This window comes from Salmonella sp. NW177 (genome assembly GCF_051811585.1).
GTDB lineage: Bacteria > Pseudomonadota > Gammaproteobacteria > Enterobacterales > Enterobacteriaceae > Salmonella > Salmonella enterica.
Genome location: NZ_JAMMZV010000006.1, coordinates 220,087 through 242,457, shown reverse-complemented (window position 1 = coordinate 242,457; position 22,371 = coordinate 220,087). Strand labels below are relative to the sequence as shown.

The following is a 22,371-nucleotide window of genomic DNA, read 5'->3' as shown; positions in this document are numbered from 1 at the left end:
CTGAGGGTTTATGCGTACCGTTCTGAATATTTTAAACTTTGTACTGGGCGGCTTTGCCACTACGCTGGCCTGGCTGCTGGCGACGCTGGTCAGTATTGTGCTTATTTTTACCCTGCCGTTGACCCGCTCCTGCTGGGAGATAACCAAACTGTCCCTGTTCCCTTACGGTAATGAAGCCATTCACGTTGACGAACTTAATCCGGCGGCGAAAAGCGTATTAATGAATACTGGCGGTACCTTGCTGAATATTTTCTGGTTACTTTTTTTCGGCTGGTGGCTATGCCTGATGCACATTGCCTCCGGTATCGCGCAGTGTGTCACTATCATCGGGATACCTGTCGGTATTGCGAACTTTAAAATTGCCGCGATTGCGCTTTGGCCTGTCGGTCGCCGCGTCGTCTCTGTAGAAACCGCTCGCGCCGCGCGAGAAGCTAACGCGCGCCGCCGTTTTGAATGATCGGGACAAATAGCCTTTATGTTAAGTCCGTTGATTCGCCGTTATACCTGGAACAGTACCTGGCTGTATTACATCCGCATTTTTATCGCTCTGTGCGGCACCACCGCCCTGCCCTGGTGGCTGGGCGACGTCAAACTGACCATCCCGCTCACGCTCGGTATGGTTGCCGCGGCGCTAACCGATCTCGACGATCGCCTTGCCGGACGTTTGCGTAATTTAATCATTACCTTAATTTGCTTTTTTATCGCGTCGGCTTCTGTGGAGCTGCTCTTTCCCTGGCCGTGGCTATTTGCGTTGGGCTTAACGTTATCCACCAGCGGGTTTATTCTGTTGGGAGGACTAGGGCAACGCTATGCCACCATCGCGTTCGGCGCGTTACTCATTGCCATCTATACGATGCTGGGTACCTCTTTATATGCGCACTGGTATCAGCAACCTCTACTCCTGCTGGCAGGCGCAGTATGGTATAACCTACTGACGCTAACCGGGCATCTGCTATTTCCGATCCGTCCGTTGCAGGATAATCTGGCACGCAGTTACGAACAGTTAGCGCACTATCTGGAACTGAAATCACGCCTGTTTGATCCTGATATTGAAGATGAAAGCCAGGCGCCGCTCTATGATTTAGCGTTAGCGAACGGGCAGTTAATGGCGACGCTGAACCAAACGAAAGTGTCGTTATTGAGTCGCCTGCGCGGCGATCGCGGTCAACGCGGTACGCGCCGCACTCTCCATTACTATTTTGTGGCGCAGGATATTCATGAACGCGCCAGTTCTTCGCATATTCAATACCAGACGCTGCGCGATTATTTTCGCCATAGCGACGTCATGTTCCGCTTTCAGCGTCTGATGTCGATGCAGGCGCAGGCCTGTACGCAGCTGGCGCGCTGTATCTTACTGCGTACGCCGTACCAGCATGATCCGCGTTTTGAACGCGTCTTTACCCACATTGACGCCGCGCTTGAACGTATGCGCGCCAGCGGCGCTTCTTTAGAGCTGTTAAATACGCTTGGGTTCTTATTAACCAACCTACGCGCTATTGATGCGCAACTGGCGACGATCGAGTCGGAGCAGGCCCAGGCAATGCCGCGCAATGAGTCAGAAAACCAGTTGGCTGATGATAGCCTGCACGGGTTTAGCGACATCTGGCTGCGTCTGAGCCGTAATTTTACCCCGGAGTCCGCTCTCTTTCGCCATGCGGTACGCATGTCGCTGGTATTGTGCATCGGTTATGCTCTCATCCAAATTACCGGGATGCGCCACGGGTACTGGATATTGCTCACCAGCCTGTTCGTTTGTCAGCCTAACTATAACGCGACCCGCCATCGCCTTGCGCTCAGGATTATCGGTACATTGGTAGGCGTTGCGATCGGCCTGCCGATTTTATGGTTTGTCCCTTCGCTTGAAGGACAGTTAGTTCTGCTGGTGATTACCGGCGTGCTTTTCTTCGCATTCCGTAATGTGCAGTATGCCCATGCGACGATGTTCATCACCCTGCTGGTATTACTCTGCTTTAACCTCCTGGGCGAAGGCTTCGAGGTAGCGTTACCGCGCGTCGTCGACACGTTAATTGGCTGCGCTATCGCCTGGGCTGCGGTCAGCTTTATTTGGCCGGACTGGCGCTTTCGCAACCTTCCCCGGGTACTCCAGCGCGCCACCGATGCTAATTGCCGCTACCTTGATGCGATCCTTGAGCAATATCACCAGGGACGGGATAACCGCCTGGCCTATCGCATTGCCAGACGCGACGCGCACAACCGCGATGCAGAACTGGCATCCGTGGTTTCTAATATGTCGAGCGAACCCGACGTCACGGCTGAAACCCGGGAGGCGGCGTTCAGGCTGCTTTGCCTCAATCACACTTTTACCAGCTATATCTCCGCCCTCGGCGCGCACCGCGAAAAGCTCAGTAATCCGGACGTGTTGGGGCTTCTGGATGACGCGGTCTGCTACGTTGATGATGCGCTTCATCATCAACCTGAAGACGAACAGCGCGTACACCAGGCGCTGGAGGGTTTAAAGCAGCGAGTTCAGTCGCTGGAAACACGTCCGGACAGCAAAGAACCTCTGGTTGTTCAACAAATTGGTTTGCTCATTGCCTTACTGCCCGAGATTGGACGCTTGCAACGGCAAATTTCACCGCCGACTTCTACATTAATTACCCAGCCGTAAGCGAATGAGCCCAGTCGGCAAGCTCCTGGCGACGACTCGCCGGGAGCGCCGCTTCATGTACGCCGACAATTGCGCCTTCCAGGGCATACAAAACTTTCACCGTCAGCAAGGGATTGCTTTGTCGCAACCTTAGCCAGCACATTTTCGCGCCCAGTATGCGTAACATATTTTCGTCCTTTATCCCTGACTCATTGAGCAATGTTTCCAGATGGAAGGTCATATTGGGGAGATCTTTGAGTCTGTGCTGTAAAATACGGCTGTGTTTTTCCTTCATTGCCGCGTCAAGAGAATACTTCGATAAACGCACCAGCTGCTGCTGATCGCGCCACAGGCTTTCATCCACCCGGTAATAGTTGAGCATAACGGGACGTCCACATTTCATAAACATGAGCCAGGCGGGAGGATGCTTCACACAGTAGGGTACGCTTTCTTCACAGGCGCGGAGATAAAGCTCGCCATTAGCCACCATCGCAAAGACGGTATCCTCCACGGTCAGACTATAGCTACCGAATAAAGATCGATATTGGATCGTCCCCAAAGAGGCCAAATATTCTTGCGATTTATAGATCCTGTCATAAGAGAGTGCTCTCATAAAATTCCTTTTAAATCATAAAGTAAAAGAATGATTTGCAGTAACGGATCCGTTAATGACGAAAATAGGCAACTTATACTCCGCGAGCAAGATGATTTTTATTTTTGACGCCACTAAGAATAAAAATTGCGAGACAGTTTCCGAAAATAGAGTTGATCTTTCATCGCCACAGGGGTACTGTATGAATATACAGTAACTCACAGGGCTGGATTGATTATGTACACTTCAGGTTATGCAAATCGTTCTTCGTCATTTCCTACCACTACCCACAACGCTGCGCGCACCGCTACGGAAAATGCCGCGGCAGGACTGGTCAGTGAAGTTGTCTACCACGAAGACCAGCCCATGATGGCGCAACTCCTGCTTTTGCCTTTACTCCGTCAGTTAGGCCAACAATCACGATGGCAGCTCTGGCTCACGCCGCAGCAAAAGCTCAGCCGTGAATGGGTACAGTCTTCAGGTTTGCCATTAACGAAAGTGATGCAAATTAGCCAGCTTGCGCCTCGTCATACGCTGGAGTCGATGATCCGCGCTTTGCGTACAGGAAATTACAGCGTGGTAATTGGTTGGATGACTGAAGAACTGACAGAAGAAGAACATGCCAGCCTGGTTGAAGCAGCGAAGGTAGGTAATGCGGTAGGGTTTATCATGCGCCCTGTACGTGCGCACGCTTTACCCAGGAGACAGCATTCTGGGCTAAAAATTCACTCTAATTTGTATCATTAAGTAAAATTAGGATTTATCCTGGACTTTTTTTTACGCGAACGTATCTCCTTTGAGTGCTAACGTTTTTTTTGCGAGAACGCTTGTCAGAAGCGGTTTCCGCAATTTTTGCTGTACGATTTATCATCTGAAACTGTTAAATGATGTGTATATCAGTCATGTTTTTTTCACATGTCTGACGGAGTTCACACTTGTAAGTTTCCAACTACGTTGTAGACTTTACATCGCCAGGGGTGCTCAGCATAAGCCGTAGATATCGGTAGAGTAACTATTGAGCAGATCCCCCGGTGAAGGATTTAACCGTGTTATCTCGTTGGAGATATTCATGGCGTATTTTGGATGATAACGAGGCGCAAAAAATGAAAAAGACAGCTATCGCGATTGCAGTGGCACTGGCTGGTTTCGCTACCGTAGCGCAGGCCGCTCCGAAAGATAACACCTGGTACGCTGGTGCTAAACTGGGCTGGTCTCAGTACCATGACACCGGCTTCATTAACAATGATGGCCCGACTCATGAAAACCAACTGGGCGCAGGTGCTTTTGGTGGTTACCAGGTTAACCCGTACGTTGGCTTTGAAATGGGCTACGACTGGTTAGGCCGTATGCCGTACAAAGGCGACAACATCAATGGCGCTTATAAAGCTCAGGGCGTTCAGTTGACCGCTAAACTGGGTTATCCAATCACTGACGATCTGGACGTTTATACCCGTCTGGGTGGTATGGTATGGCGTGCAGACACCAAGTCTAACGTCCCTGGCGGCGCATCTACTAAAGACCACGACACCGGCGTTTCCCCGGTATTCGCGGGCGGTATCGAGTATGCCATCACCCCTGAAATCGCAACCCGTCTGGAATACCAGTGGACTAACAACATCGGTGATGCCAACACCATCGGCACCCGTCCGGACAACGGCCTGCTGAGCGTAGGTGTTTCCTACCGTTTCGGCCAGCAAGAAGCTGCTCCGGTAGTCGCTCCGGCACCGGCTCCGGCTCCGGAAGTACAGACCAAGCACTTCACTCTGAAGTCTGACGTACTGTTCAACTTCAACAAATCTACCCTGAAGCCGGAAGGCCAGCAGGCTCTGGATCAGCTGTACAGCCAGCTGAGCAACCTGGATCCGAAAGACGGTTCCGTTGTCGTTCTGGGCTTCACTGACCGTATCGGTTCTGACGCTTACAACCAGGGTCTGTCCGAGAAACGTGCTCAGTCTGTTGTTGATTACCTGATCTCCAAAGGTATTCCGTCTGACAAAATCTCCGCACGTGGTATGGGCGAATCTAACCCGGTTACCGGCAACACCTGTGACAACGTGAAACCTCGCGCTGCCCTGATCGATTGCCTGGCTCCGGATCGTCGCGTAGAGATCGAAGTTAAAGGCGTTAAAGACGTGGTAACTCAGCCGCAGGCTTAAGTTTCCGTCTGATAAAAAACCCCGCGTCGCGGGGTTTTTTGCTCTGGTCTGGGTGACAACGCCTTTCAGCGTTACTTCTTGCCTAATAACGCCTGTAAATCCTGCTTTAACGTGGTCATTTGCGTGGCATATTTCTCTTTATGCTCCGCGTCTTCTATCAGTTGCACTATCGTTTCGGATAATGTTTTACCGCGTCGCTGCGCAAGGCCCGCCAGACGCTGCCAGACCATAAACTCTAAATCGATAGATTTTTTGCGCGTATGCTGATGTTCCGCATTGAAGTGTCGTTTGCGTCTTGCCCGAATGGTTTGTTTCATCCGATTAAGCAAGGCAGGATTCATATGCCTGTCTATCCAGACGTTTACCCGCACCGGTTCATTTTCGAGGGCCAACAACAAATTGACGGCTTCCTGGGCAGCACTGGCTTCCACGTAGCGGGTGATCAACTCCCCTTCGCGATGCTTTTTCACCAGATATTTCCATTTCCAACCGCTTTCAAGATTTTCAAGTTGTTGATATTTCATTGCGATCCCAATGTTACCGTGTAACTGTTATCAGAATATCAGTTTTTTAGCCATCTGAAGAAAAGAATCTCGAACCTGTGAATGGTTACACGTCTTCATATTACTTTGCATTCGCTTTCCGCGTGTGCAGCGTGACGGGTTAGGCTATAATCCCCCCTTTTACAACAGACTAAAAAACCTCAACTTTGACCATTACGAAACTTGCATGGCGTGATCTGGTTCCGGATAGCGAAAGCTATCAGGAGATATTTGCACAGCCACACGCGACTGACGAAAACGACACCTTACTCAGTGATACTCAGCCACGACTGCAATTTGCGCTTGAGCAACTTATACAGCCGTGGGCATCATCCTCTTTTATGCTGACTAAAGCGCCTGAAGAGCAAGAGTATCTCACTTTACTTTCAGATGCCGTCCGCGCTCTGCAAACCGATGCCGGACAATTAACCGGCGGACATTATGACGTTTCCGGGCATACTGTTCATTACCGCGCCGCGCAGAATGCGCAAGACAACTTTGCCACCGTCACACAAGTCGTCAGCGCGGACTGGGTCGAAGCCGAACAGCTCTTTGGTTGCCTGCGGCAGTATAACGGCGACATAATCCTGCAGCCGGGACTGGTTCATCAGGCGAACGGCGGCGTGCTGATTATTTCCTTACGAACCCTTCTGGCGCAGCCGTTACTGTGGATGCGTCTGAAAGCCATCGTTAGCCGCGAGCGTTTTGACTGGGTGGCCTTTGACGAGTCGCGTCCATTACCGGTCTCCGTGCCATCAATGCCGCTCAAACTGAAGGTGATTCTGGTTGGCGAACGTGAATCACTGGCTGATTTTCAGGAGATGGAACCGGAGCTCGCGGAACAGGCTATCTACAGTGAATTTGAAGACAATTTACAGATAGCGGACGCAGAAGCTATGACCCTGTGGTGTCAATGGGTGACGCGTATCGCTTTACGCGATAATTTGCCGCCCCCGGCACCGGATGCCTGGCCCGTTCTGATACGCGAGGCTGTGCGCTATACCGGCGAACAGGATACGCTGCCTCTTTGCCCACTGTGGATAGCCCGCCAGTTTAAGGAGGCATCGCCTTTATGCGAAGGCGATACCTGCGGCGCAGAAGCGCTCAGCCTGATGCTTGCCCGACGCGAATGGCGAGAAGGCTTTCTGGCGGAACGGATGCAGGATGAGATTCTGCAAGAGCAGATCCTGATTGAAACCGAAGGCGAACGCGTTGGACAAATCAATGCGCTTTCCGTCATTGAATTTCCCGGGCATCCGCGCGCCTTTGGCGAACCGTCGCGAATTAGCTGTGTTGTGCATATCGGCGATGGCGAATTTAACGATATTGAGCGCAAGGCCGAACTTGGCGGGAATATCCACGCTAAGGGAATGATGATTATGCAGGCCTTCCTGATGTCGGAGTTGCAGCTGGAGCAACAAATTCCCTTCTCTGCCTCGTTAACCTTTGAGCAGTCCTACAGCGAAGTGGATGGCGATAGCGCCTCAATGGCGGAATTATGTGCGCTCATCAGCGCGCTGGCCAATGTGCCAGTGAATCAAAATATTGCGATTACCGGCTCGGTCGATCAGTTTGGTCGCGCGCAACCGGTGGGCGGGCTAAACGAAAAAATTGAAGGTTTCTTCGCCATCTGCGAGCAGCGGGAATTAAACGGTAAACAGGGCGTAATTATCCCTGCCGCCAACGTCCGCCATCTCAGTCTTAAATCTGAACTGCTGCAAGCGGTTAAAGAAGAGAAGTTCACTATCTGGGCGGTAGACGACGTGACCGACGCCTTACCGCTACTGTTAAATCTGGTGTGGGATGGCGAAGGTCAAACGACGTTGATGCAGACTATCCAGGAGCGTATCGCGCAGGCGACGCAACAGGAAGGCCGTCATCGTTTCCCGTGGCCATTACGTTGGCTGAACGCTTTTATTCCGAACTGATCGGACTTGTTCAGCGTACACGTGTTAGCTATCCTGCGTGCTTCAATAAAATAAGGTTTACATAAAACATGGTAGATAAACGCGAATCCTATACAAAAGAAGACCTTCTTGCCTCTGGTCGTGGTGAACTGTTTGGCGCTAAAGGGCCGCAACTCCCTGCGCCGAACATGCTGATGATGGACCGCGTCGTTAAGATGACCGAAACGGGCGGCAATTTCGACAAAGGCTATGTCGAAGCCGAGCTGGATATCAATCCGGATCTATGGTTCTTCGGATGCCACTTTATCGGCGATCCGGTGATGCCCGGTTGTCTGGGTCTGGATGCTATGTGGCAATTGGTGGGATTCTACCTGGGCTGGTTGGGCGGCGAAGGCAAAGGCCGCGCTCTGGGCGTGGGCGAAGTGAAATTTACCGGCCAGGTTCTGCCGACAGCCAGGAAAGTCACCTATCGCATTCATTTCAAACGTATCGTAAACCGTCGCCTGATCATGGGTCTGGCGGACGGTGAGGTTCTGGTGGATGGTCGTCTGATCTATACCGCTCACGATTTGAAAGTCGGTTTGTTCCAGGATACTTCCGCGTTCTAAGTGTTGAATTGATATTCCGCGCTATCGGTATCATGCTTGCAAAGCCAATAAAGGCGAAACCTCCGCACTGCGGAGGTTTCTTTTTCTAAAGAGACAGAATCAGGCCATTACCGCCCTGTCCTCCATGGCTTGTCGCCAACCTCCCAACCAGTATGACCGTTGATTCAGCGTCTGATAGGGACACATTTCTTTTGATCGTCCGGCGATGCCGGCCTGATATCCACGTTGATGTGCCCGTTCCAGGCGATCTCGTTTTTGTCTCTTCATGCCTCGTTTCCCTCATATTTGTATCTGGTGGAAAAGAAAACAGTGATTACAAAATGTGCAATCACACTACACGAATACCTCTAAATGGATCGCCCGTCAATGCGCAAAATTCACACCAATGTCATATTTGTGAGCTATATGGTAAATCATTTGTACAAAAAATGTGAGCCATAACAACTATTTTTCCGGCGTCAAAAATAAAAAAACCGCCTCAGGCGCACGACCTGAAGCGGTTAAATTTACATTACTTTTATCTCAGGGAAGGCGCTTTATCTCATCTGCGATAGCGGCTGCTTCCTGACTCCATGCGCTTGCCAGTACTTTGACCATCTCATCATAGCCATCTTTCTGCTGGCTGGCTTCGATATGGAAAGGCCGCTTAATCAGTTGTCCGTTGTGGTTTAATAACCACTCCCCGCTGACGATAACCTTACCATCGTAACGTCCATGGAATCCGGTTACGGTAACGTTTAACGTATCCTGGGTGGTTCCCAACGGCTGGGAAGCGACGACCCAGCCAGGAAGCCGGGCGCCAAGATTCGCCACCAGCGTGTTACGTAATTGCTGGTCCAGCGGGCTGGCCCACAGATTGTTATTGGCAATCACATACTGGACATCACTGGTTTGATACACCACGCCGTTACCTGCCAGATAGTCAGGTACGGAAACCTGCTCTACCCATAAGAGACGGTTGCCCTGGCTTGTGGTGCTTTGCACACCGCTTTGCGCTATCGGGAGCTGATAATAGCTTTTATTCTCTCCGCCGGAGCTACATGACGCCAGCCAGAACGCCATTATCACGACTAGCCATTTTTTCATTGTTTCGCCCTCTTAGGCTCAGGATCTTTTTTATCCTTCGCTTCAAATACCAGCGCGTTGCTCTTCTCGTTCAGAGTTTTCAACACCGGTTGTAACTCACGAAGCACCTGATCGAGACGCTGCATATCCGCCACCATTTTGTTATACGCCGCCGATCCAGGCTGGAAGCCTTGCATACTGCGGTTAAGTTCGCGTAACGTCGTTTGCATATCCGCCGGAAGCTGCTGCATCGACTGACTGGAGGTAATCTTGTTCATATTATCCAGCGTGGTTTGCAGCCGACGCATAGTACGCTGGCTTTCAGACAGCGTATTGGTCGCTTGTTCAATCATCGGATTCAGCGGCAGGTTGTTGATCTTATCCAACGTTTCCACCAGTCGCTGTTGAATTTGCGCCAGGCCGCTGCTGACGGTGGGAATAATTTCATAACCATCAAATTCGCGTAGCCCGGTGATCGGCGGCTCCTTAGGATAAAAGTCCAGATCGACATACAGCGCCCCGGTCACCAGGTTACCGGTTTTAAGCGAAGCGCGTAAACCGCGCTTAAGCAGTTCCGTCAAATGCGCGCCAACATCCGCATTTTCTCCCAATTGCGCTTTCAGACGCTCCGGTTCAATGCGCACCAGCACAGGAATACGGTAATCGTCGTTAAATACCTGGCGCATTTTAGACGCAAAGAAAGGCACTTTGCTTACCGTCCCCAGACGAATACCGCGGAACTCCAGCGGCGCGCCGGGTTGTAATCCGCGCACCGAATCTTTAAAGAACATCAGGTAATCGATATGATCGGTGTACAGCGAATCCTGAATACTTTTTTGATCGTCGTAGAGATTAAACGCCGTTTTTTCGGCGACGGGTTGCCCCTGCTCAAGTCCTTCCGGCACATCAAAACTCACGCCGCCGCCAAACAGCGTCGTCAACGATCCCATTTCCACGCGCATTCCCGCCGATGTCAGATCCACAGCGATACCGCTATCTTTCCAGAATCGGACATTACTGGTGACCAATCGATCGTTTGGCGCCTTAATGAACAACTGATAACTCATTGTCCGTTTTTGCGGATCGAAAGAGCTAGTTTCAACGGATCCTACCCGATAGCCCCGGAACAGAACGGGATCGCCAGGACTGAGCTGACCGGCCTTTTTGCTGTCCAGAATCACACGAATACCTTTGGCATCGGGCGGCGCCAACGGCGGTGAGTCAAGAAGCTGATAGCTTTCCGGCTGACTGCCCTTACTTCCTGGTTGTAGTTCAATATACGCGCCTGATAGTAGCGTCCCAAGCCCGCTGATGCCTTCACGCCCCACCTGCGGTTTTACGACCCAAAATACCGAGTCTTTATGCAGCAACTTCTCCATACCGGAATGAAGCCGCGCTTTGATTTGTACATGGGTCAGATCGTCAGTCAGCGTCGCGCTTTCAACCACGCCGACATCCACGCTGCGACTTTTGATCGTCGTTTTTCCGCCTTCAATGCCTTCCGCATTGGTGGTAATTAAGGTAACTTCCGGTCCCTGATGGCTGTAGTGATAAAACAGAATCCAGGCTCCGATAAGCGCAGTAACAATCGGGAATATCCAGACAGGCGACCAATTTTTCACCTTTTGTACTTTGGCTTCCCCTTTTTTAGGTTCCATGCTATCAGGACTCCTCATGGCCTGGTTCGTATTCACGATCCCACGACAGACGCGGATCAAAGGTCATCGCAGAAAACATTGTCATTATGACGACTAAAGCAAACATCAACGCACCCATCGCAGGATAAATATTCATTAACCCTCCCATACGCACCAGCGCAGAGAGTACGGCAATGACAAAGACATCAATCATTGACCAGCGCCCCACAAACTCCACTACTTCATAAATAAAATGCATCCGTTCACTGTCGCGCTTACCGTGGCCTTTCGCATCCCAACAAAGCCAGGCAATGGCGATCATTTTTAGCGTCGGCACCATAATACTGGCGAGAAAGATAACCGCCGCCACCGGATAAGACCCCTCGCTCCACAGCAAAATCACGCCAGCCAGAATGGTCGACGGCATTTTCGAGCCCAGTAAGTCAGTAATCATAATCGGCAAAATATTGGCGGGCAGATAAAGCATGATCGAGGTAAATAATAACGCCAGCGTCCACTGCAAACTGTTTTTACGCCGGACATAGCCTTTCGTATGGCAACGCGGACAGACGAGACTCTCCGCAGGCAGGATCGCCGTACAGCAGGCGCAAGAACGCAAAGACTGCCGGATACCGGTAATCCCCGGCGTTAACGGCTGCGCCAGTGCAGGCTGCGGGGCGATATCATCCCACAACCAGCGGCGATCGACACACTGGAACGCCCGCAGTTGAACGAGACAAAATAAGCACCAGGGAATAAAACTGCTGCCGATGCCGATATCGCCGTAGGCCATCAGCTTAACAAAACTGACCAACACTCCGGCGAGAAATATTTCCGCCATTCCCCACGATTTGAGGAGGAAAAAGATCCTTGCCAGCGTTTTTTTTACCGACAACGGCAGACTGGCGCGGTTGACAAGTAATAGAATGGTCACCAGGCAAAATGCCGGCACCAGTTGGACAAATAATAAAAAGAACGTGCCGAGGCTGGCGTAATCTTCAGAAAACATGACGCCGGGGATTTCCAGAAGCGTGACTTCGCTGGTGACGCCCGCGACATTCATATTCACGAAGGGAAAAAGGTTAGAAAGCAGCAACATAAATAGTGCCGCTAACGCATAGGCGGTAGGACGCTGCCGGGGCGCGTCCCACTCGGTCGTTAACGTTGCGCCGCATCGTGGACATGCTGCTTTTTGCCCATGCGAGAGGCGGGGTAAAGCCACCAGCATGTCGCATTGCGGGCACAATATGTGCTTCGCAGCATGGTGATGTTCACACATAGGCGCTCCTTTCGTTATGCCCCGTTTTTCAGGCCTTCAAGATACTCCCAACGTTCGAATGCTTGCTCAAGTTCTTGCTCCGCCTGACTTAAATCGGCCAGAACTTTTTGCGTTTGCTCATGGGGTTGGCTAAAAAAGGCCGCATCCGCAACCTGCGCCTGTAGCGCTTCCAGCTTCGCTTCCAGGTCTTCAAGCTGACCGGGTAACTGCTCCAGCTCGCGCTGCAGTTTATAGCTTAGTTTGCTACTGCCACGTTTTACAATTTCTGCTTTAGGGGCAATAACTTCCTCATTTTTTTTCGCCATCGGCTGTTTCGTCGCCAGATGCTGCTCTTGCTGCGCACGCGCATCATGGTAGCCGCCGATATAACGTCCGATTTTGCCGCCGCCCTCGAAAATCCAGCATTCCGTCACGGTATTATCGACAAATTGCCGATCGTGGCTGACCAGTAGTACCGTGCCCTGATAGCCATCAATTAATTCTTCTAATAGTTCCAGCGTTTCGACGTCAAGATCGTTCGTTGGTTCATCGAGAATTAAAAGATTGCTCGGCTTGAGGAACAGTCGTGCCAGCAGCAGACGGTTACGTTCGCCGCCGGAAAGCGCGCGGACGGGTGTCATCGCCCGTTTGGGGTGAAACAGGAAGTCCTGCAAATAGCCCAGTACATGGCGCGGCTTACCGTTTACCATCACCTCTTGCTTGCCTTCCGCAAGGTTATCCATCACGGTTTTTTCCGGATCCAGTTCGGCGCGATGCTGATCGAAGTAGGCGACTTCCAGCTTCGTTCCTACGTGGATGCGCCCGCTGTCAGCCTGAAGCTGTCCCAGCATCAGTTTCAGTAGCGTGGTTTTACCGCAGCCGTTCGGGCCAATTAACGCAATCTTGTCGCCGCGCTGTACCTGAGCGGAGAAATCTTTTACCAGTTGTTTTCCTTCTACCTGGTAATCGACGTTTTCCATCTCAAAAACGATTTTACCGGAGCGCGTCGCCTCTTCGACCTGCATCTTCGCCGTGCCCATCACTTCCCGGCGCTCGCTGCGTTCACGACGCATCGCTTTTAACGCCCGCACGCGCCCTTCATTACGGGTGCGGCGCGCCTTGATACCCTGGCGAATCCAGACTTCTTCCTGCGCCAGTTTGCGATCAAATTCCGCGTTTTGTAATTCTTCTACGCGCAGCGCTTCTTCTTTCTCCAGCAGGTATTGATCGTAATTTCCCGGATAGGTGACCAGTTTGCCACGATCGAGATCGACAATGCGGGTTGCCATATTGCGAATAAACGAACGATCGTGAGAGATAAAAATAATCGTTCCGTTAAAGGTTTTCAGAAACCCTTCCAGCCAGTCGATGGTTTCGATATCCAGATGGTTAGTCGGTTCATCCAGTAACAATACGCGCGGATTGCTGACCAGCGCCCGACCCAGCGCGGCTTTACGCAGCCAGCCGCCGGAGAGCGACGACAGCGCGGCGTTAGGATCGAGTCCAAGCTGCTCCAGCACTTCATTAATACGGTTTTCCAGCTGCCACAGATTATGATGATCGAGCTGTTCCTGTACGCGCGCCATTTCATTGAGGTTTTTCTCGCTGGGATCGGTCATCACCAGACGGGAAATCTCATGATAGCGCTTGAGGTATTCCGCTTGTTCTTCGATACCTTCGGCGACAAAGTCATAGACGCTGCCCGCAATATTACGGGGCGGATCCTGTTGCAGACGCGCGACGATCAGATCCTGCTCATAAATAATACGCCCATCGTCCAGACCCTGTTCGCGGTTGAGGATCTTCATCAAAGTGGATTTCCCGGCGCCGTTACGCCCCACCAGACAGACGCGTTCGTTATCTTCGATATGCAACTCTGCGTTATCGAGAAGCGGCGCGTCGCTGAACGACAGCCATGCGCCATGCATACTGATTAATGACATTTACTTTTCCTTTCAGGCGGCGCGGATCAGCCAGCAGTTATGAATCTGACGGTTACGGGCAAAATCCGGGGAGAGCGTTTTTTGCGTAATTTCTTGTGCGGTAAGCCCCAGTTCCGCCAGCCCTTCCAGATCCATACGGAATCCGCGCTTATTATTTGAGAACATGATGGTGCCGCCTTTACGCAGCAGGCGTTTTAAATCTTTCATTAACGCGACATGATCGCGCTGAACATCAAACGACTCTTCCATACGTTTTGAGTTAGAGAACGTCGGCGGATCGATAAAGATCAAATCGAACTGTTCATTCGCCTCGCGCAGCCAGCCCAGGCAGTCGGCCTGAATCAGGCGATGCGCGCGGCCGCTCAGTCCGTTCAGACGCAAATTACGTTCGGCCCACTCCAGATAGGTGCGGGACATATCCACCGTTGTGGTGCTGCGCGCGCCGCCCAGACCCGCATGTACGCTGGCGCTGCCGGTATAAGAAAAGAGATTCAGGAAATCTTTGCCTTTGCTCATTTCTCCCAGCATTCTGCGGGCAATACGGTGATCGAGGAACAGACCGGTGTCGAGATAATCCGTCAGATTTACCCATAAGCGCGCATTATATTCGCTGACCTCAAGGAACTCGCCCTTCTCGCTCATTTTCTGATACTGGTTTTTTCCTTTTTGCCGTTCACGGGTTTTTAACACCAGTTTATTCGGCGGAATACCGAGCACTGACAAGGTTGCCGCAATAATATCGAACAGACGTTGCCGCGCTTTTTGCGCATCCACCGTTTTCGGCGGCGCATATTCCTGAATCACCGCCCAGTCGCCGTAACGGTCTACCGCCACGTTATATTCCGGCAGGTCGGCATCATACAAGCGATAGCATTCAATCCCTTCCTGGCGCGCCCATTTCTCCAGCTTTTTAAGATTTTTACGCAGGCGATTAGCGTAATCTTCCGCCACCGTCGCCGGCTTACTGTCCGCCGTGGTTTCCGCAATATGATAGTTTTTCTGCACGCAGTCCAGCGGGCCATTCTTGGCTTTAAACTGTTTGTCGGCACGTAATTGCAGGCTGCCCAGCAAATCGGGCGAAGCGCTGAACAGCGACAGGTTCCAGCCGCCAAACAGATTTTTCATGGTACGGCCCAGCAGGCTGTGCAACGCAATCAGCGCCGGTTCGCTGTCCAGACGTTCGCCGTAAGGCGGGTTACTGATCACCGTACCATACGGGCCTTTCGGCAATGGATTACTCAGTTGCGCCACATCTTTCACTTCAAAGGTGATAAGCTCCCCGATACCGGCGCGACGGGCGTTGCTGCGCGCCCGCTCAATGACGCGCGCATCGCTGTCGGAACCGTAGAAATGAGAGGAATACTCCGCCAGTCCCTTACGCGCCCGGGTCTGCGCTTCGGCTTTCACTTCCTGCCAGATAGCCTCGTCATGCTGCGCCCAGCCGCTAAATCCCCAGTGACCACGGTGCAGGCCCGGCGCGCGATCGGTCGCCCACATCGCGGCTTCAATCAACAGTGTCCCCGAACCACACATAGGGTCGAGCAGCGGCGTACCGGGTTGCCAGCCGGAACGCATAACAATCGCTGCCGCCAGCGTCTCTTTAATTGGCGCCAGCCCGGTGCGATCGCGATAACCGCGCAGGTGCAGGCCATCACCACTGAGATCCAGCGCAATGCTGGCAGTTTCTTTATTCAGCCAGACGTTAATACGGAGGTCCGGCGATTCGCGGTCCACATTTGGACGCGGAAGATTTTTCCGCGTAAACGCATCGACAATCGCGTCTTTAACTTTCATCGCGCCATACTGACTATTACGGATGGTGTCGTTCAGGCCGCTGAAATGCACCGCAAACGTCGCGCCAGGATTAAAAATCTCTGTCCAGTTTATCGCCTGAACGCCGAGGTAAAGATCGAGATCGCTGTAGACCTTGCACTCACCCATCGGCAGGATAATACGCGAGGCCAGGCGGCTCCACATCAGGCTCTGGTAAATAAGCCGCGTGTCGCCCTGAAAATGGACCCCACCCTGAACAACCTGACACCCTACGGCGCCCAGTTTTTCCAGTTCAGTTTTTAACAGCTCTTCCAGCCCGCGGGCCGTACTGGCAAACAGAGAATTCATATTGTCACTTTTACGCTAAGAAAATTGTTGCGCATTATAGCTAATCTCACGCCCATGTCATAAAGTTGAAGGCTTATTTTCATTTGAGGGACTGTACGGTGGCGACGTTATCACGGCTCTTTATTCATCCGGTCAAATCCATGCGCGGCATTGGCCTGACTCATGCGCTGGCAGATATCAGCGGCCTGGCTTTTGATCGCATCTTCATGGTGACCGAGCCTGACGGCACATTTATTACCGCCCGCCAGTTTCCACAAATGGTACGTTTTACCCCCTCTCCCTTACACGACGGCCTCCATTTGACCGCGCCAGACGGCAGTAGCGCGCTGGTTCGCTTTACGGATTTCACCCCGCAGGATGCGCCGACCGAGGTCTGGGGAAACCATTTTACCGCTCGCGTCGCCCCGACGGCGATTAATCAATGGTTGAGCGGCTTTTTCTCCCGCGATGTCCAGTTGCGCTGGGTTGGGCCGCAGTTGACGCGCCGGGTCAAACGACATAACGCGGTGCCGCTGGGATTTGCCGATGGCTACCCGTATTTATTGACCAACGAAGCCTCGCTGCGCGATCTGCAACAGCGTTGTCCGGCAGGCGTACAAATGGAACAATTTCGCCCAAACTTAGTGGTTTCCGGCGTAGCGGCCTGGGAGGAAGATAGCTGGAAAGTGCTTCGCATTGGCGATGTGATTTTTGACGTCGTGAAGCCCTGTAGCCGCTGTATTTTTACAACCGTCAGCCCTGAAAAGGGGCAAAAACATCCTTCCGGCGAACCGCTGGCGACACTGCAAGCTTTTCGTACCGCCCAGGACAATGGCGATGTGGATTTCGGTCAGAATCTGATTGCCCGCAATAGCGGCGTCATTCGCGTCGGCGATGAGGTGGAGATTCTGGCGACAGCCCCGGCAAAAGCTTATGGCGCCACAACGGTCGACAACAGCGTTACGCCAGATAAACACCCGGACGCGAGTGTAACCATCGACTGGCAGGGGCAAACCTTCTGCGGGAATAATCAACAGGTACTACTGGAACAGTTGGAGAATCAGGGGATTCGTATTCCGTATTCTTGCCGGGCTGGTATCTGTGGTTGCTGCCGGATACGTTTGCTGGAAGGCGAAGTAAGTCCGCTGAAAAAATCGGCTATGGGTGACGATGGTACGATTCTGAGCTGTAGCTGCGTGCCTAAGACCGCGTTACGACTGGAAAATTAAACCGCTTGTTCAAGGCTGAAACTGTGACAGTGAACCTGCGGTTTCAGCCTGTCGTTCATAATTTTAATCGCATCGCCAAGCTGCATGGTTCGGCCTGCTATCACCACGCCCGGCTGGGCCAGCAGACACAACGCGGCATTTTCTCCCGGCTCAACGACCAGCAAATTAACCTGTTCCGCCGTATCGCTTAACCAGACGCTTGCGGCATCGCCCGTTCCCGGGGTCCACATTTCGCCATGCGCTACAAAATGCCAGCTTTTTGGCATCTGCGGTTTGAGATAGCGAATCGCCACCAGCGCATTCAACACCAACTCCGCGCGTTGCTCTTTGGTTAATTCGAAATCCCGGCATTTTTCTTCAAAGGAAAAATAGAGCGCGGCATCATCCACACAAAAACCGGTCGGGCAAAACGCGTCCGGCGTAAGCATTTTACGAGAGAAGCGCGAGCGAAAAAGCATACCATTGGCGAGATCGAGCATCATACGATCGTGCTCTTCATCATAATACCAGCGCCAGTTATCGTCAGGTTTAATTCGCATTACCTCTCTCCCGCTTTTAAGCAACTCGTAACAGCATTGTCCTTTTGCCGCTTCGTTTATTACCCCAATAATAAAAGCCTAAAATGTCTAAATAAGCAACAGTGGAGAAATATAAAACAACCAGCGCCGGAAATAAAGCCCTGGTTGTCTGATAAAGGCTAAAGTTTAGATGTGCGTTACGATTTCTTTAATCAATGGCGGGCCTTTAAAAATAAAGCCGGAATAAATTTGTACCAGCGTAGCTCCTGCCGCTATCTTCTCGCGCGCGGCGATAACTGAGTCAATGCCGCCGACGCCGATAATAGGCAATTGTCCCTTTAACTCCTGGGATAAACGGCGAATAATTTCTGTGCTTTTTAATTGTAATGGCCGGCCACTTAATCCCCCCGTTTGCTGGCAATTTTTCATTCCTTGTACCAGAGAACGATCGAGGGTGGTATTTGTCGCAATCACCCCATCAATATTATGACGAAGCAGGCTATCGGCAACCTGGATCAATTCTTCTTCACAAAGATCCGGCGCGATCTTTACTGCCACCGGCACATATTTATGGTGGATCGCCTGAAGATCGTTTTGCTTATTTTTAATGGCAGTTAACAGATCGTCCAGCGCATCGCCATACTGGAGCGTACGTAGCCCTGGCGTATTCGGCGAAGAAATATTAATGGCGATATAACCCGCATAAGCATAGACTTTTTCCATACAAATCAGGTAGTCATCTTTGCCATTTTCGACAGGTGTATCTTTATTTTTACCGATGTTAATTCCCAGAATACCATCAAAATGGGCTTTTTTAACATTCTCGACCAGGTTATCGACGCCCAGATTATTAAAGCCCATCCGATTGATGAGACCTTCAGCATCCACCAGACGAAAAAGACGCGGCTTATCGTTACCCGGCTGTGGGCGCGGCGTCACGGTGCCGATTTCCAGGGAGCCAAACCCCATCGCGCCTAACGCGTCGATGCACTCCCCGTCTTTATCCAGACCGGCAGCCAACCCCAGTGGATTTTTAAAGGTAAGTCCCATGCAGGTAACCGGCTTTGTCGGTACTTTCTGGCGCACCAGCGCTTCCAGCGGCGTACCTGTAATGCGGCGTAATTGTTGAAATGTAAATTCATGAGCGCGCTCTGGATCGAGCTGGAAAAGGGCTTTACGAACGAAGGGATAGTACATGAACTCTCCTGGATTCCCGGTGTGCAAACCGGGGGCGTATTATGGGCGATAACAAGGCAAAAGGGAATTGACCTACGGCAATAAATAGCAATCGTTTTCCTTCATTCTCACTTCACGTTTCGCCAGCGAGCGTCATCGTCCGGCAAAAAAATACCCGGCAGCGCTAACGCTTACCGGGCATGTCTTACCTCTTTATAACGGATACTGTCAGTCTAACGCTTTAGTTATCTTCTCGTACAGATCGCCGGAAAGATTCTCCAGTCCTTTTAACTGCTCCAGCGCCGCGCGCATTTTCTCCTGACGCTTATCATCATAACGTTTCAGACGAATCAGCGGTTCAATGAGGCGAGATGCTACCTGCGGGTTACGGCTATTCAGATCGGTCAGCATCTCGACCAGGAACTGGTATCCGCTACCGTCTTGCGCATGGAACGCCGCCGGGTTGCTGCCAGCAAACGCGCCAATTAATGAACGGATGCGGTTCGGGTTGCTCATACTGAAAGAACGGTGTTTGAGCAGGCCGCGTACGGTTTCCAGTACATTTTCCGCCGGGCTTGTGGATTGCAGGATAAACCATTTATCCATTACCAGGCCGTCCTGATGCCACTTATCGTCATACTCCTGCATCAGCATATCGCGGCACGGCAACTGCGCCGCCACCGCAGCAGACAGGGCCGCCAGCGCATCGGTCATATTATTGGCGTCGCGATACTGTTTGCTGACCAGCGTATTAGCCAGCTCCGTCTCGCCGAACGCCAGGAAGCGCAGGCAAGCATTGCGCAGCGTGCGCTTACCGATATCGCCGTGATCAACACGATACTCATCCAGATGATTGGCGTTATAGATAGCCAGGAACTCATCCGCCAGTTCTGCCGCCAGCGTACGCGTTAGCGCTTCACGAACTTGCGCAATGGCGATCGGGTCAATGACCTCAAACAGCTCCGCAATTTCATTGGCCGAAGGCAGCGTTAAAATTTCTGCGGCCAACGCCGGATCGATTTTCTCATCCAACAGTACTGCGCGGAACGCATCAGCGACATGCACCGGAAGCGATAGCGGTTGCCCCTGCTGATGACGCGCCACATTCAGTTTAATGTATGTGGCCAGCAGACTTTGCGCCGCATCCCAACGGGAGAAATCATTGCGCGCATGGCGCATCAGGAACGTCAACTGCTGATCGCTCCATTTATATTCCAGTTTCACCGGCGCTGAAAACTCGCACAGCAAGGCCGGAACAGGCTGGAAGTAGACATTATCGAAGGTAAATGTCTGCTCCGCCTGCGTGACGTTCAGCACGGCATTGACCGGATGACCACCTTTTTGCAACGGAATGACGTTGCCTTCGTTATCGTACAGTTCGATGGCGAATGGAATATGCAGCGGCTGCTTCTCCGCCTGATCCGCCGTCGCCGGAGTGCGCTGGCTGATGGTCAACGTGTACTGCTCGGTTTCCGGATTATAATCATCTTTTACCGTTACAATCGGCGTGCCGGACTGACTGTACCAGCGGCGGAAATGGGACAAATCGACATTAGAAGCATCTTCCATCGCCTGTACGAAGTCATCACACGTCGCGGCGCTGCCGTCATGGCGCTCAAAATAAAGCTGCATCCCCTTCTGGAAATTTTCCTCACCCAGCAACGTGTGGATCATGCGAATGACTTCCGCACCCTTTTCATAAACGGTGAGGGTGTAGAAGTTATTCATTTCGATTACTTTATCCGGGCGGATAGGATGCGCCATCGGGCTGGCGTCTTCCGCGAATTGTAAACCGCGCATGGTACGCACGTTACTGATGCGGTTCACCGCGCGTGACCCCAAATCAGAGCTAAACTCCTGATCGCGGAACACGGTTAGCCCCTCTTTCAGGCTCAACTGGAACCAGTCGCGGCAGGTGACGCGGTTGCCGGTCCAGTTGTGGAAATACTCATGGCCTATCACGCGCTCAATATCGAGATAATCTTTATCCGTCGCGGTATCGGTTCGCGCCAGCACGTATTTGGAGTTAAAGATATTGAGACCTTTATTCTCCATCGCGCCCATATTAAAGAAATCCACCGCGACAATCATATAGATGTCGAGGTCATATTCGAGCCCAAAACGCGTTTCATCCCATTTCATGGAATTTTTCAGCGAGGTCATTGCCCACGGCGCGCGATCCAGATTGCCACGGTCAACGTACAGTTCTAATGCGACTTCACGCCCGGAGCGGGTGGTAAAGGTATCGCGCAGCACGTCAAAATCACCGGCCACCAGCGCAAACAGATAACACGGTTTCGGGAACGGATCTTGCCACTGAACCCAGTGACGGCCATTCTCCAGTTCACCCTGCGCAACACGGTTGCCATTGGAAAGCAGGAACGGATATTTGCTTTTATCCGCAATAATTTTGGTGGTAAATCGCGCCAGTACGTCCGGGCGGTCAAGATACCAGGTAATATGGCGGAAGCCCTCCGCTTCACACTGGGTACAGAGCGCATCGCCGGACTGGTACAATCCTTCCAGCGCCGTATTCGCCGCCGGACTTATCTCGTTGACAATGCGTAACGTAAAACGCTCTGGCAGGTCGCTGATGATAAGCGCGCCCTCTTCTTCCTTATATGCTGTCCACGGCGCATCGTTGACGTGGATAGATACCAGCGTTAAATCTTCCCCATCAAGGCGAAGAGGCGCATCAGGCGCGCCATGACGAACAGCCTGGCTTATTGCGGTGACCACGGTTTTTTCGGCATCGAGGTCAAAGGTCAAGTCAATATCAGTAATCTGGTAATCCGGCGCGCGATAGTCATGGCGGTATTTGGCTTGTGGCTGTTGTGTCATAAAAAACCTTTCGCATCTTTGTGTAGAGTGTCGACTCCAGTCTATTCCTGTTGCGCAAATCGCGCTACGCAGAATGTTCATCTTTTCAGGCACAAACGGCCTCTTTGCTACATTTTTATAACATGGGGCACGAAATGCGCTCGACCCTAAAGACAGCTTATGGTGTGATCGGGGTTCAATAAATCGCTAAA

The 22,371-nt window shown here is 51.9% G+C and carries 18 protein-coding genes; 7 read left to right on the top strand and 11 right to left on the bottom strand.

Features of this window, described 5'->3' with window-relative positions:
• The first annotated feature begins 10 nt into the window (after positions 1-10).
• The gene (locus NA986_RS17710; protein ID WP_001261222.1) at positions 11-457 is read left to right on the top strand and encodes a YccF domain-containing protein; all 447 of its coding nucleotides are present in this window, start codon (positions 11-13) and stop codon (positions 455-457) included.
• Positions 458-475: 18 nt separating this feature from the next.
• On the top strand, positions 476-2,629 hold the full coding sequence (yccS, locus tag NA986_RS17705; protein WP_020898645.1) for a YccS family putative transporter: 2,154 nt from the start codon (positions 476-478) through the stop codon (positions 2,627-2,629).
• Here yccS and NA986_RS17700 read toward each other — a convergent pair.
• Positions 2,616-3,221, bottom strand: a complete 606-nt coding sequence (locus NA986_RS17700) for a TfoX/Sxy family DNA transformation protein (RefSeq protein WP_001202375.1) — start codon at positions 3,219-3,221, stop codon at positions 2,616-2,618. The two genes, yccS and NA986_RS17700, sit on opposite strands and share 14 nt — an antisense overlap.
• Before the next feature lie 216 nt (positions 3,222-3,437).
• Between NA986_RS17700 and sulA the strand changes: the two genes are divergently transcribed.
• Positions 3,438-3,947, top strand: a complete 510-nt coding sequence (sulA, locus tag NA986_RS17695; protein WP_000288732.1) for an SOS-induced cell division inhibitor SulA — start codon at positions 3,438-3,440, stop codon at positions 3,945-3,947.
• A 356-nt stretch (positions 3,948-4,303) separates the two neighbouring features.
• Positions 4,304-5,356 carry a porin OmpA gene (ompA, locus tag NA986_RS17690; RefSeq protein WP_023193195.1) on the top strand — a complete coding sequence of 351 codons (1,053 nt, stop codon included), beginning with the start codon at positions 4,304-4,306 and terminating at the stop codon, positions 5,354-5,356.
• Between the two features lie 71 nt (positions 5,357-5,427).
• On the opposite strand, the gene matP is transcribed toward ompA, so the two are convergent.
• A complete protein-coding gene (gene matP / locus NA986_RS17685) occupies positions 5,428-5,880 on the bottom strand; it encodes a macrodomain Ter protein MatP (RefSeq protein ID WP_000877172.1) in 453 nt (150 codons plus the stop codon).
• Between the two features lie 185 nt (positions 5,881-6,065).
• On the opposite strand from matP, the gene NA986_RS17680 reads away from it, so the two are divergent.
• Together NA986_RS17680 and fabA are read left to right on the top strand one after the other, a co-directional pair.
• Positions 6,066-7,826, top strand: coding sequence for an AAA family ATPase (locus NA986_RS17680; RefSeq protein WP_000156448.1), 1,761 nt, complete (start codon positions 6,066-6,068; stop codon positions 7,824-7,826).
• A gap of 68 nt (positions 7,827-7,894) precedes the next feature.
• Positions 7,895-8,413 carry a bifunctional 3-hydroxydecanoyl-ACP dehydratase/trans-2-decenoyl-ACP isomerase gene (fabA, locus tag NA986_RS17675; protein ID WP_000227928.1) on the top strand — a complete coding sequence of 173 codons (519 nt, stop codon included), beginning with the start codon at positions 7,895-7,897 and terminating at the stop codon, positions 8,411-8,413.
• A 99-nt stretch (positions 8,414-8,512) separates the two neighbouring features.
• Here fabA and rmf read toward each other — a convergent pair whose 3' ends face one another.
• The 6 genes from rmf to rlmKL form a co-directional block, all read right to left on the bottom strand.
• On the bottom strand, positions 8,513-8,680 hold the full coding sequence (gene rmf / locus NA986_RS17670) for a ribosome modulation factor (protein ID WP_001537784.1): 168 nt from the start codon (positions 8,678-8,680) through the stop codon (positions 8,513-8,515).
• Between the two features lie 255 nt (positions 8,681-8,935).
• Complete coding sequence (pqiC, locus tag NA986_RS17665) at positions 8,936-9,499, bottom strand: membrane integrity-associated transporter subunit PqiC (protein ID WP_023181914.1); 564 nt, start codon at positions 9,497-9,499, stop codon at positions 8,936-8,938.
• Entirely contained in the window at positions 9,496-11,136 is a 1,641-nt protein-coding gene (gene pqiB, locus NA986_RS17660) for an intermembrane transport protein PqiB (RefSeq protein WP_000433414.1), read from the bottom strand. The genes pqiC and pqiB overlap by 4 nt, the downstream gene beginning before the upstream one ends.
• 4 nt (positions 11,137-11,140) lie before the next feature.
• Entirely contained in the window at positions 11,141-12,394 is a 1,254-nt protein-coding gene (pqiA, locus tag NA986_RS17655; RefSeq protein WP_000333152.1) for a membrane integrity-associated transporter subunit PqiA, read from the bottom strand.
• 14 nt (positions 12,395-12,408) lie between these two features.
• Positions 12,409-14,316 carry an ABC transporter ATP-binding protein gene (locus tag NA986_RS17650; protein ID WP_000053051.1) on the bottom strand — a complete coding sequence of 636 codons (1,908 nt, stop codon included), beginning with the start codon at positions 14,314-14,316 and terminating at the stop codon, positions 12,409-12,411.
• A gap of 12 nt (positions 14,317-14,328) precedes the next feature.
• The gene (gene rlmKL, locus NA986_RS17645) at positions 14,329-16,437 is read right to left on the bottom strand and encodes a bifunctional 23S rRNA (guanine(2069)-N(7))-methyltransferase RlmK/23S rRNA (guanine(2445)-N(2))-methyltransferase RlmL (protein ID WP_070793871.1); all 2,109 of its coding nucleotides are present in this window, start codon (positions 16,435-16,437) and stop codon (positions 14,329-14,331) included.
• A gap of 98 nt (positions 16,438-16,535) precedes the next feature.
• Here rlmKL and NA986_RS17640 point away from each other — a divergent pair, with 98 nt between their 5' ends.
• On the top strand, positions 16,536-17,645 hold the full coding sequence (locus tag NA986_RS17640) for a YcbX family protein (RefSeq protein ID WP_000224076.1): 1,110 nt from the start codon (positions 16,536-16,538) through the stop codon (positions 17,643-17,645).
• Here the strand turns inward: NA986_RS17640 and zapC are convergent.
• The 3 genes from zapC to pepN all read right to left on the bottom strand — a co-directional run bounded on the left by zapC (position 17,642) and on the right by pepN (position 22,180).
• Complete coding sequence (gene zapC / locus NA986_RS17635; RefSeq protein ID WP_001220671.1) at positions 17,642-18,184, bottom strand: cell division protein ZapC; 543 nt, start codon at positions 18,182-18,184, stop codon at positions 17,642-17,644. The two genes, NA986_RS17640 and zapC, sit on opposite strands and share 4 nt — an antisense overlap.
• Positions 18,185-18,349: 165 nt before the next feature.
• A complete protein-coding gene (pyrD, locus tag NA986_RS17630; protein WP_000291723.1) occupies positions 18,350-19,360 on the bottom strand; it encodes a quinone-dependent dihydroorotate dehydrogenase in 1,011 nt (336 codons plus the stop codon).
• Between the two features lie 207 nt (positions 19,361-19,567).
• A complete protein-coding gene (pepN, locus tag NA986_RS17625; RefSeq protein ID WP_023217033.1) occupies positions 19,568-22,180 on the bottom strand; it encodes an aminopeptidase N in 2,613 nt (870 codons plus the stop codon).
• Positions 22,181-22,371 lie beyond the last annotated feature (191 nt).

Coding starts and splice junctions, on each gene's coding strand:
- rmf (WP_001537784.1), bottom strand. CDS start 8,680: ATGAAGAGACAAAAACGAGATCGCCTGGAACGGGCACATCAACGTGGA.
- pqiC (WP_023181914.1), bottom strand. CDS start 9,499: ATGAAAAAATGGCTAGTCGTGATAATGGCGTTCTGGCTGGCGTCATGT.
- pyrD (WP_000291723.1), bottom strand. CDS start 19,360: ATGTACTATCCCTTCGTTCGTAAAGCCCTTTTCCAGCTCGATCCAGAG.
- fabA (WP_000227928.1), top strand. CDS start 7,895: ATGGTAGATAAACGCGAATCCTATACAAAAGAAGACCTTCTTGCCTCT.
- NA986_RS17700 (WP_001202375.1), bottom strand. CDS start 3,221: ATGAGAGCACTCTCTTATGACAGGATCTATAAATCGCAAGAATATTTG.
- ompA (WP_023193195.1), top strand. CDS start 4,304: ATGAAAAAGACAGCTATCGCGATTGCAGTGGCACTGGCTGGTTTCGCT.
- NA986_RS17710 (WP_001261222.1), top strand. CDS start 11: ATGCGTACCGTTCTGAATATTTTAAACTTTGTACTGGGCGGCTTTGCC.
- pqiB (WP_000433414.1), bottom strand. CDS start 11,136: ATGGAACCTAAAAAAGGGGAAGCCAAAGTACAAAAGGTGAAAAATTGG.
- zapC (WP_001220671.1), bottom strand. CDS start 18,184: ATGCGAATTAAACCTGACGATAACTGGCGCTGGTATTATGATGAAGAG.
- rlmKL (WP_070793871.1), bottom strand. CDS start 16,437: ATGAATTCTCTGTTTGCCAGTACGGCCCGCGGGCTGGAAGAGCTGTTA.
- pqiA (WP_000333152.1), bottom strand. CDS start 12,394: ATGTGTGAACATCACCATGCTGCGAAGCACATATTGTGCCCGCAATGC.
- yccS (WP_020898645.1), top strand. CDS start 476: ATGTTAAGTCCGTTGATTCGCCGTTATACCTGGAACAGTACCTGGCTG.
- sulA (WP_000288732.1), top strand. CDS start 3,438: ATGTACACTTCAGGTTATGCAAATCGTTCTTCGTCATTTCCTACCACT.
- NA986_RS17650 (WP_000053051.1), bottom strand. CDS start 14,316: ATGTCATTAATCAGTATGCATGGCGCATGGCTGTCGTTCAGCGACGCG.
- pepN (WP_023217033.1), bottom strand. CDS start 22,180: ATGACACAACAGCCACAAGCCAAATACCGCCATGACTATCGCGCGCCG.
- matP (WP_000877172.1), bottom strand. CDS start 5,880: ATGAAATATCAACAACTTGAAAATCTTGAAAGCGGTTGGAAATGGAAA.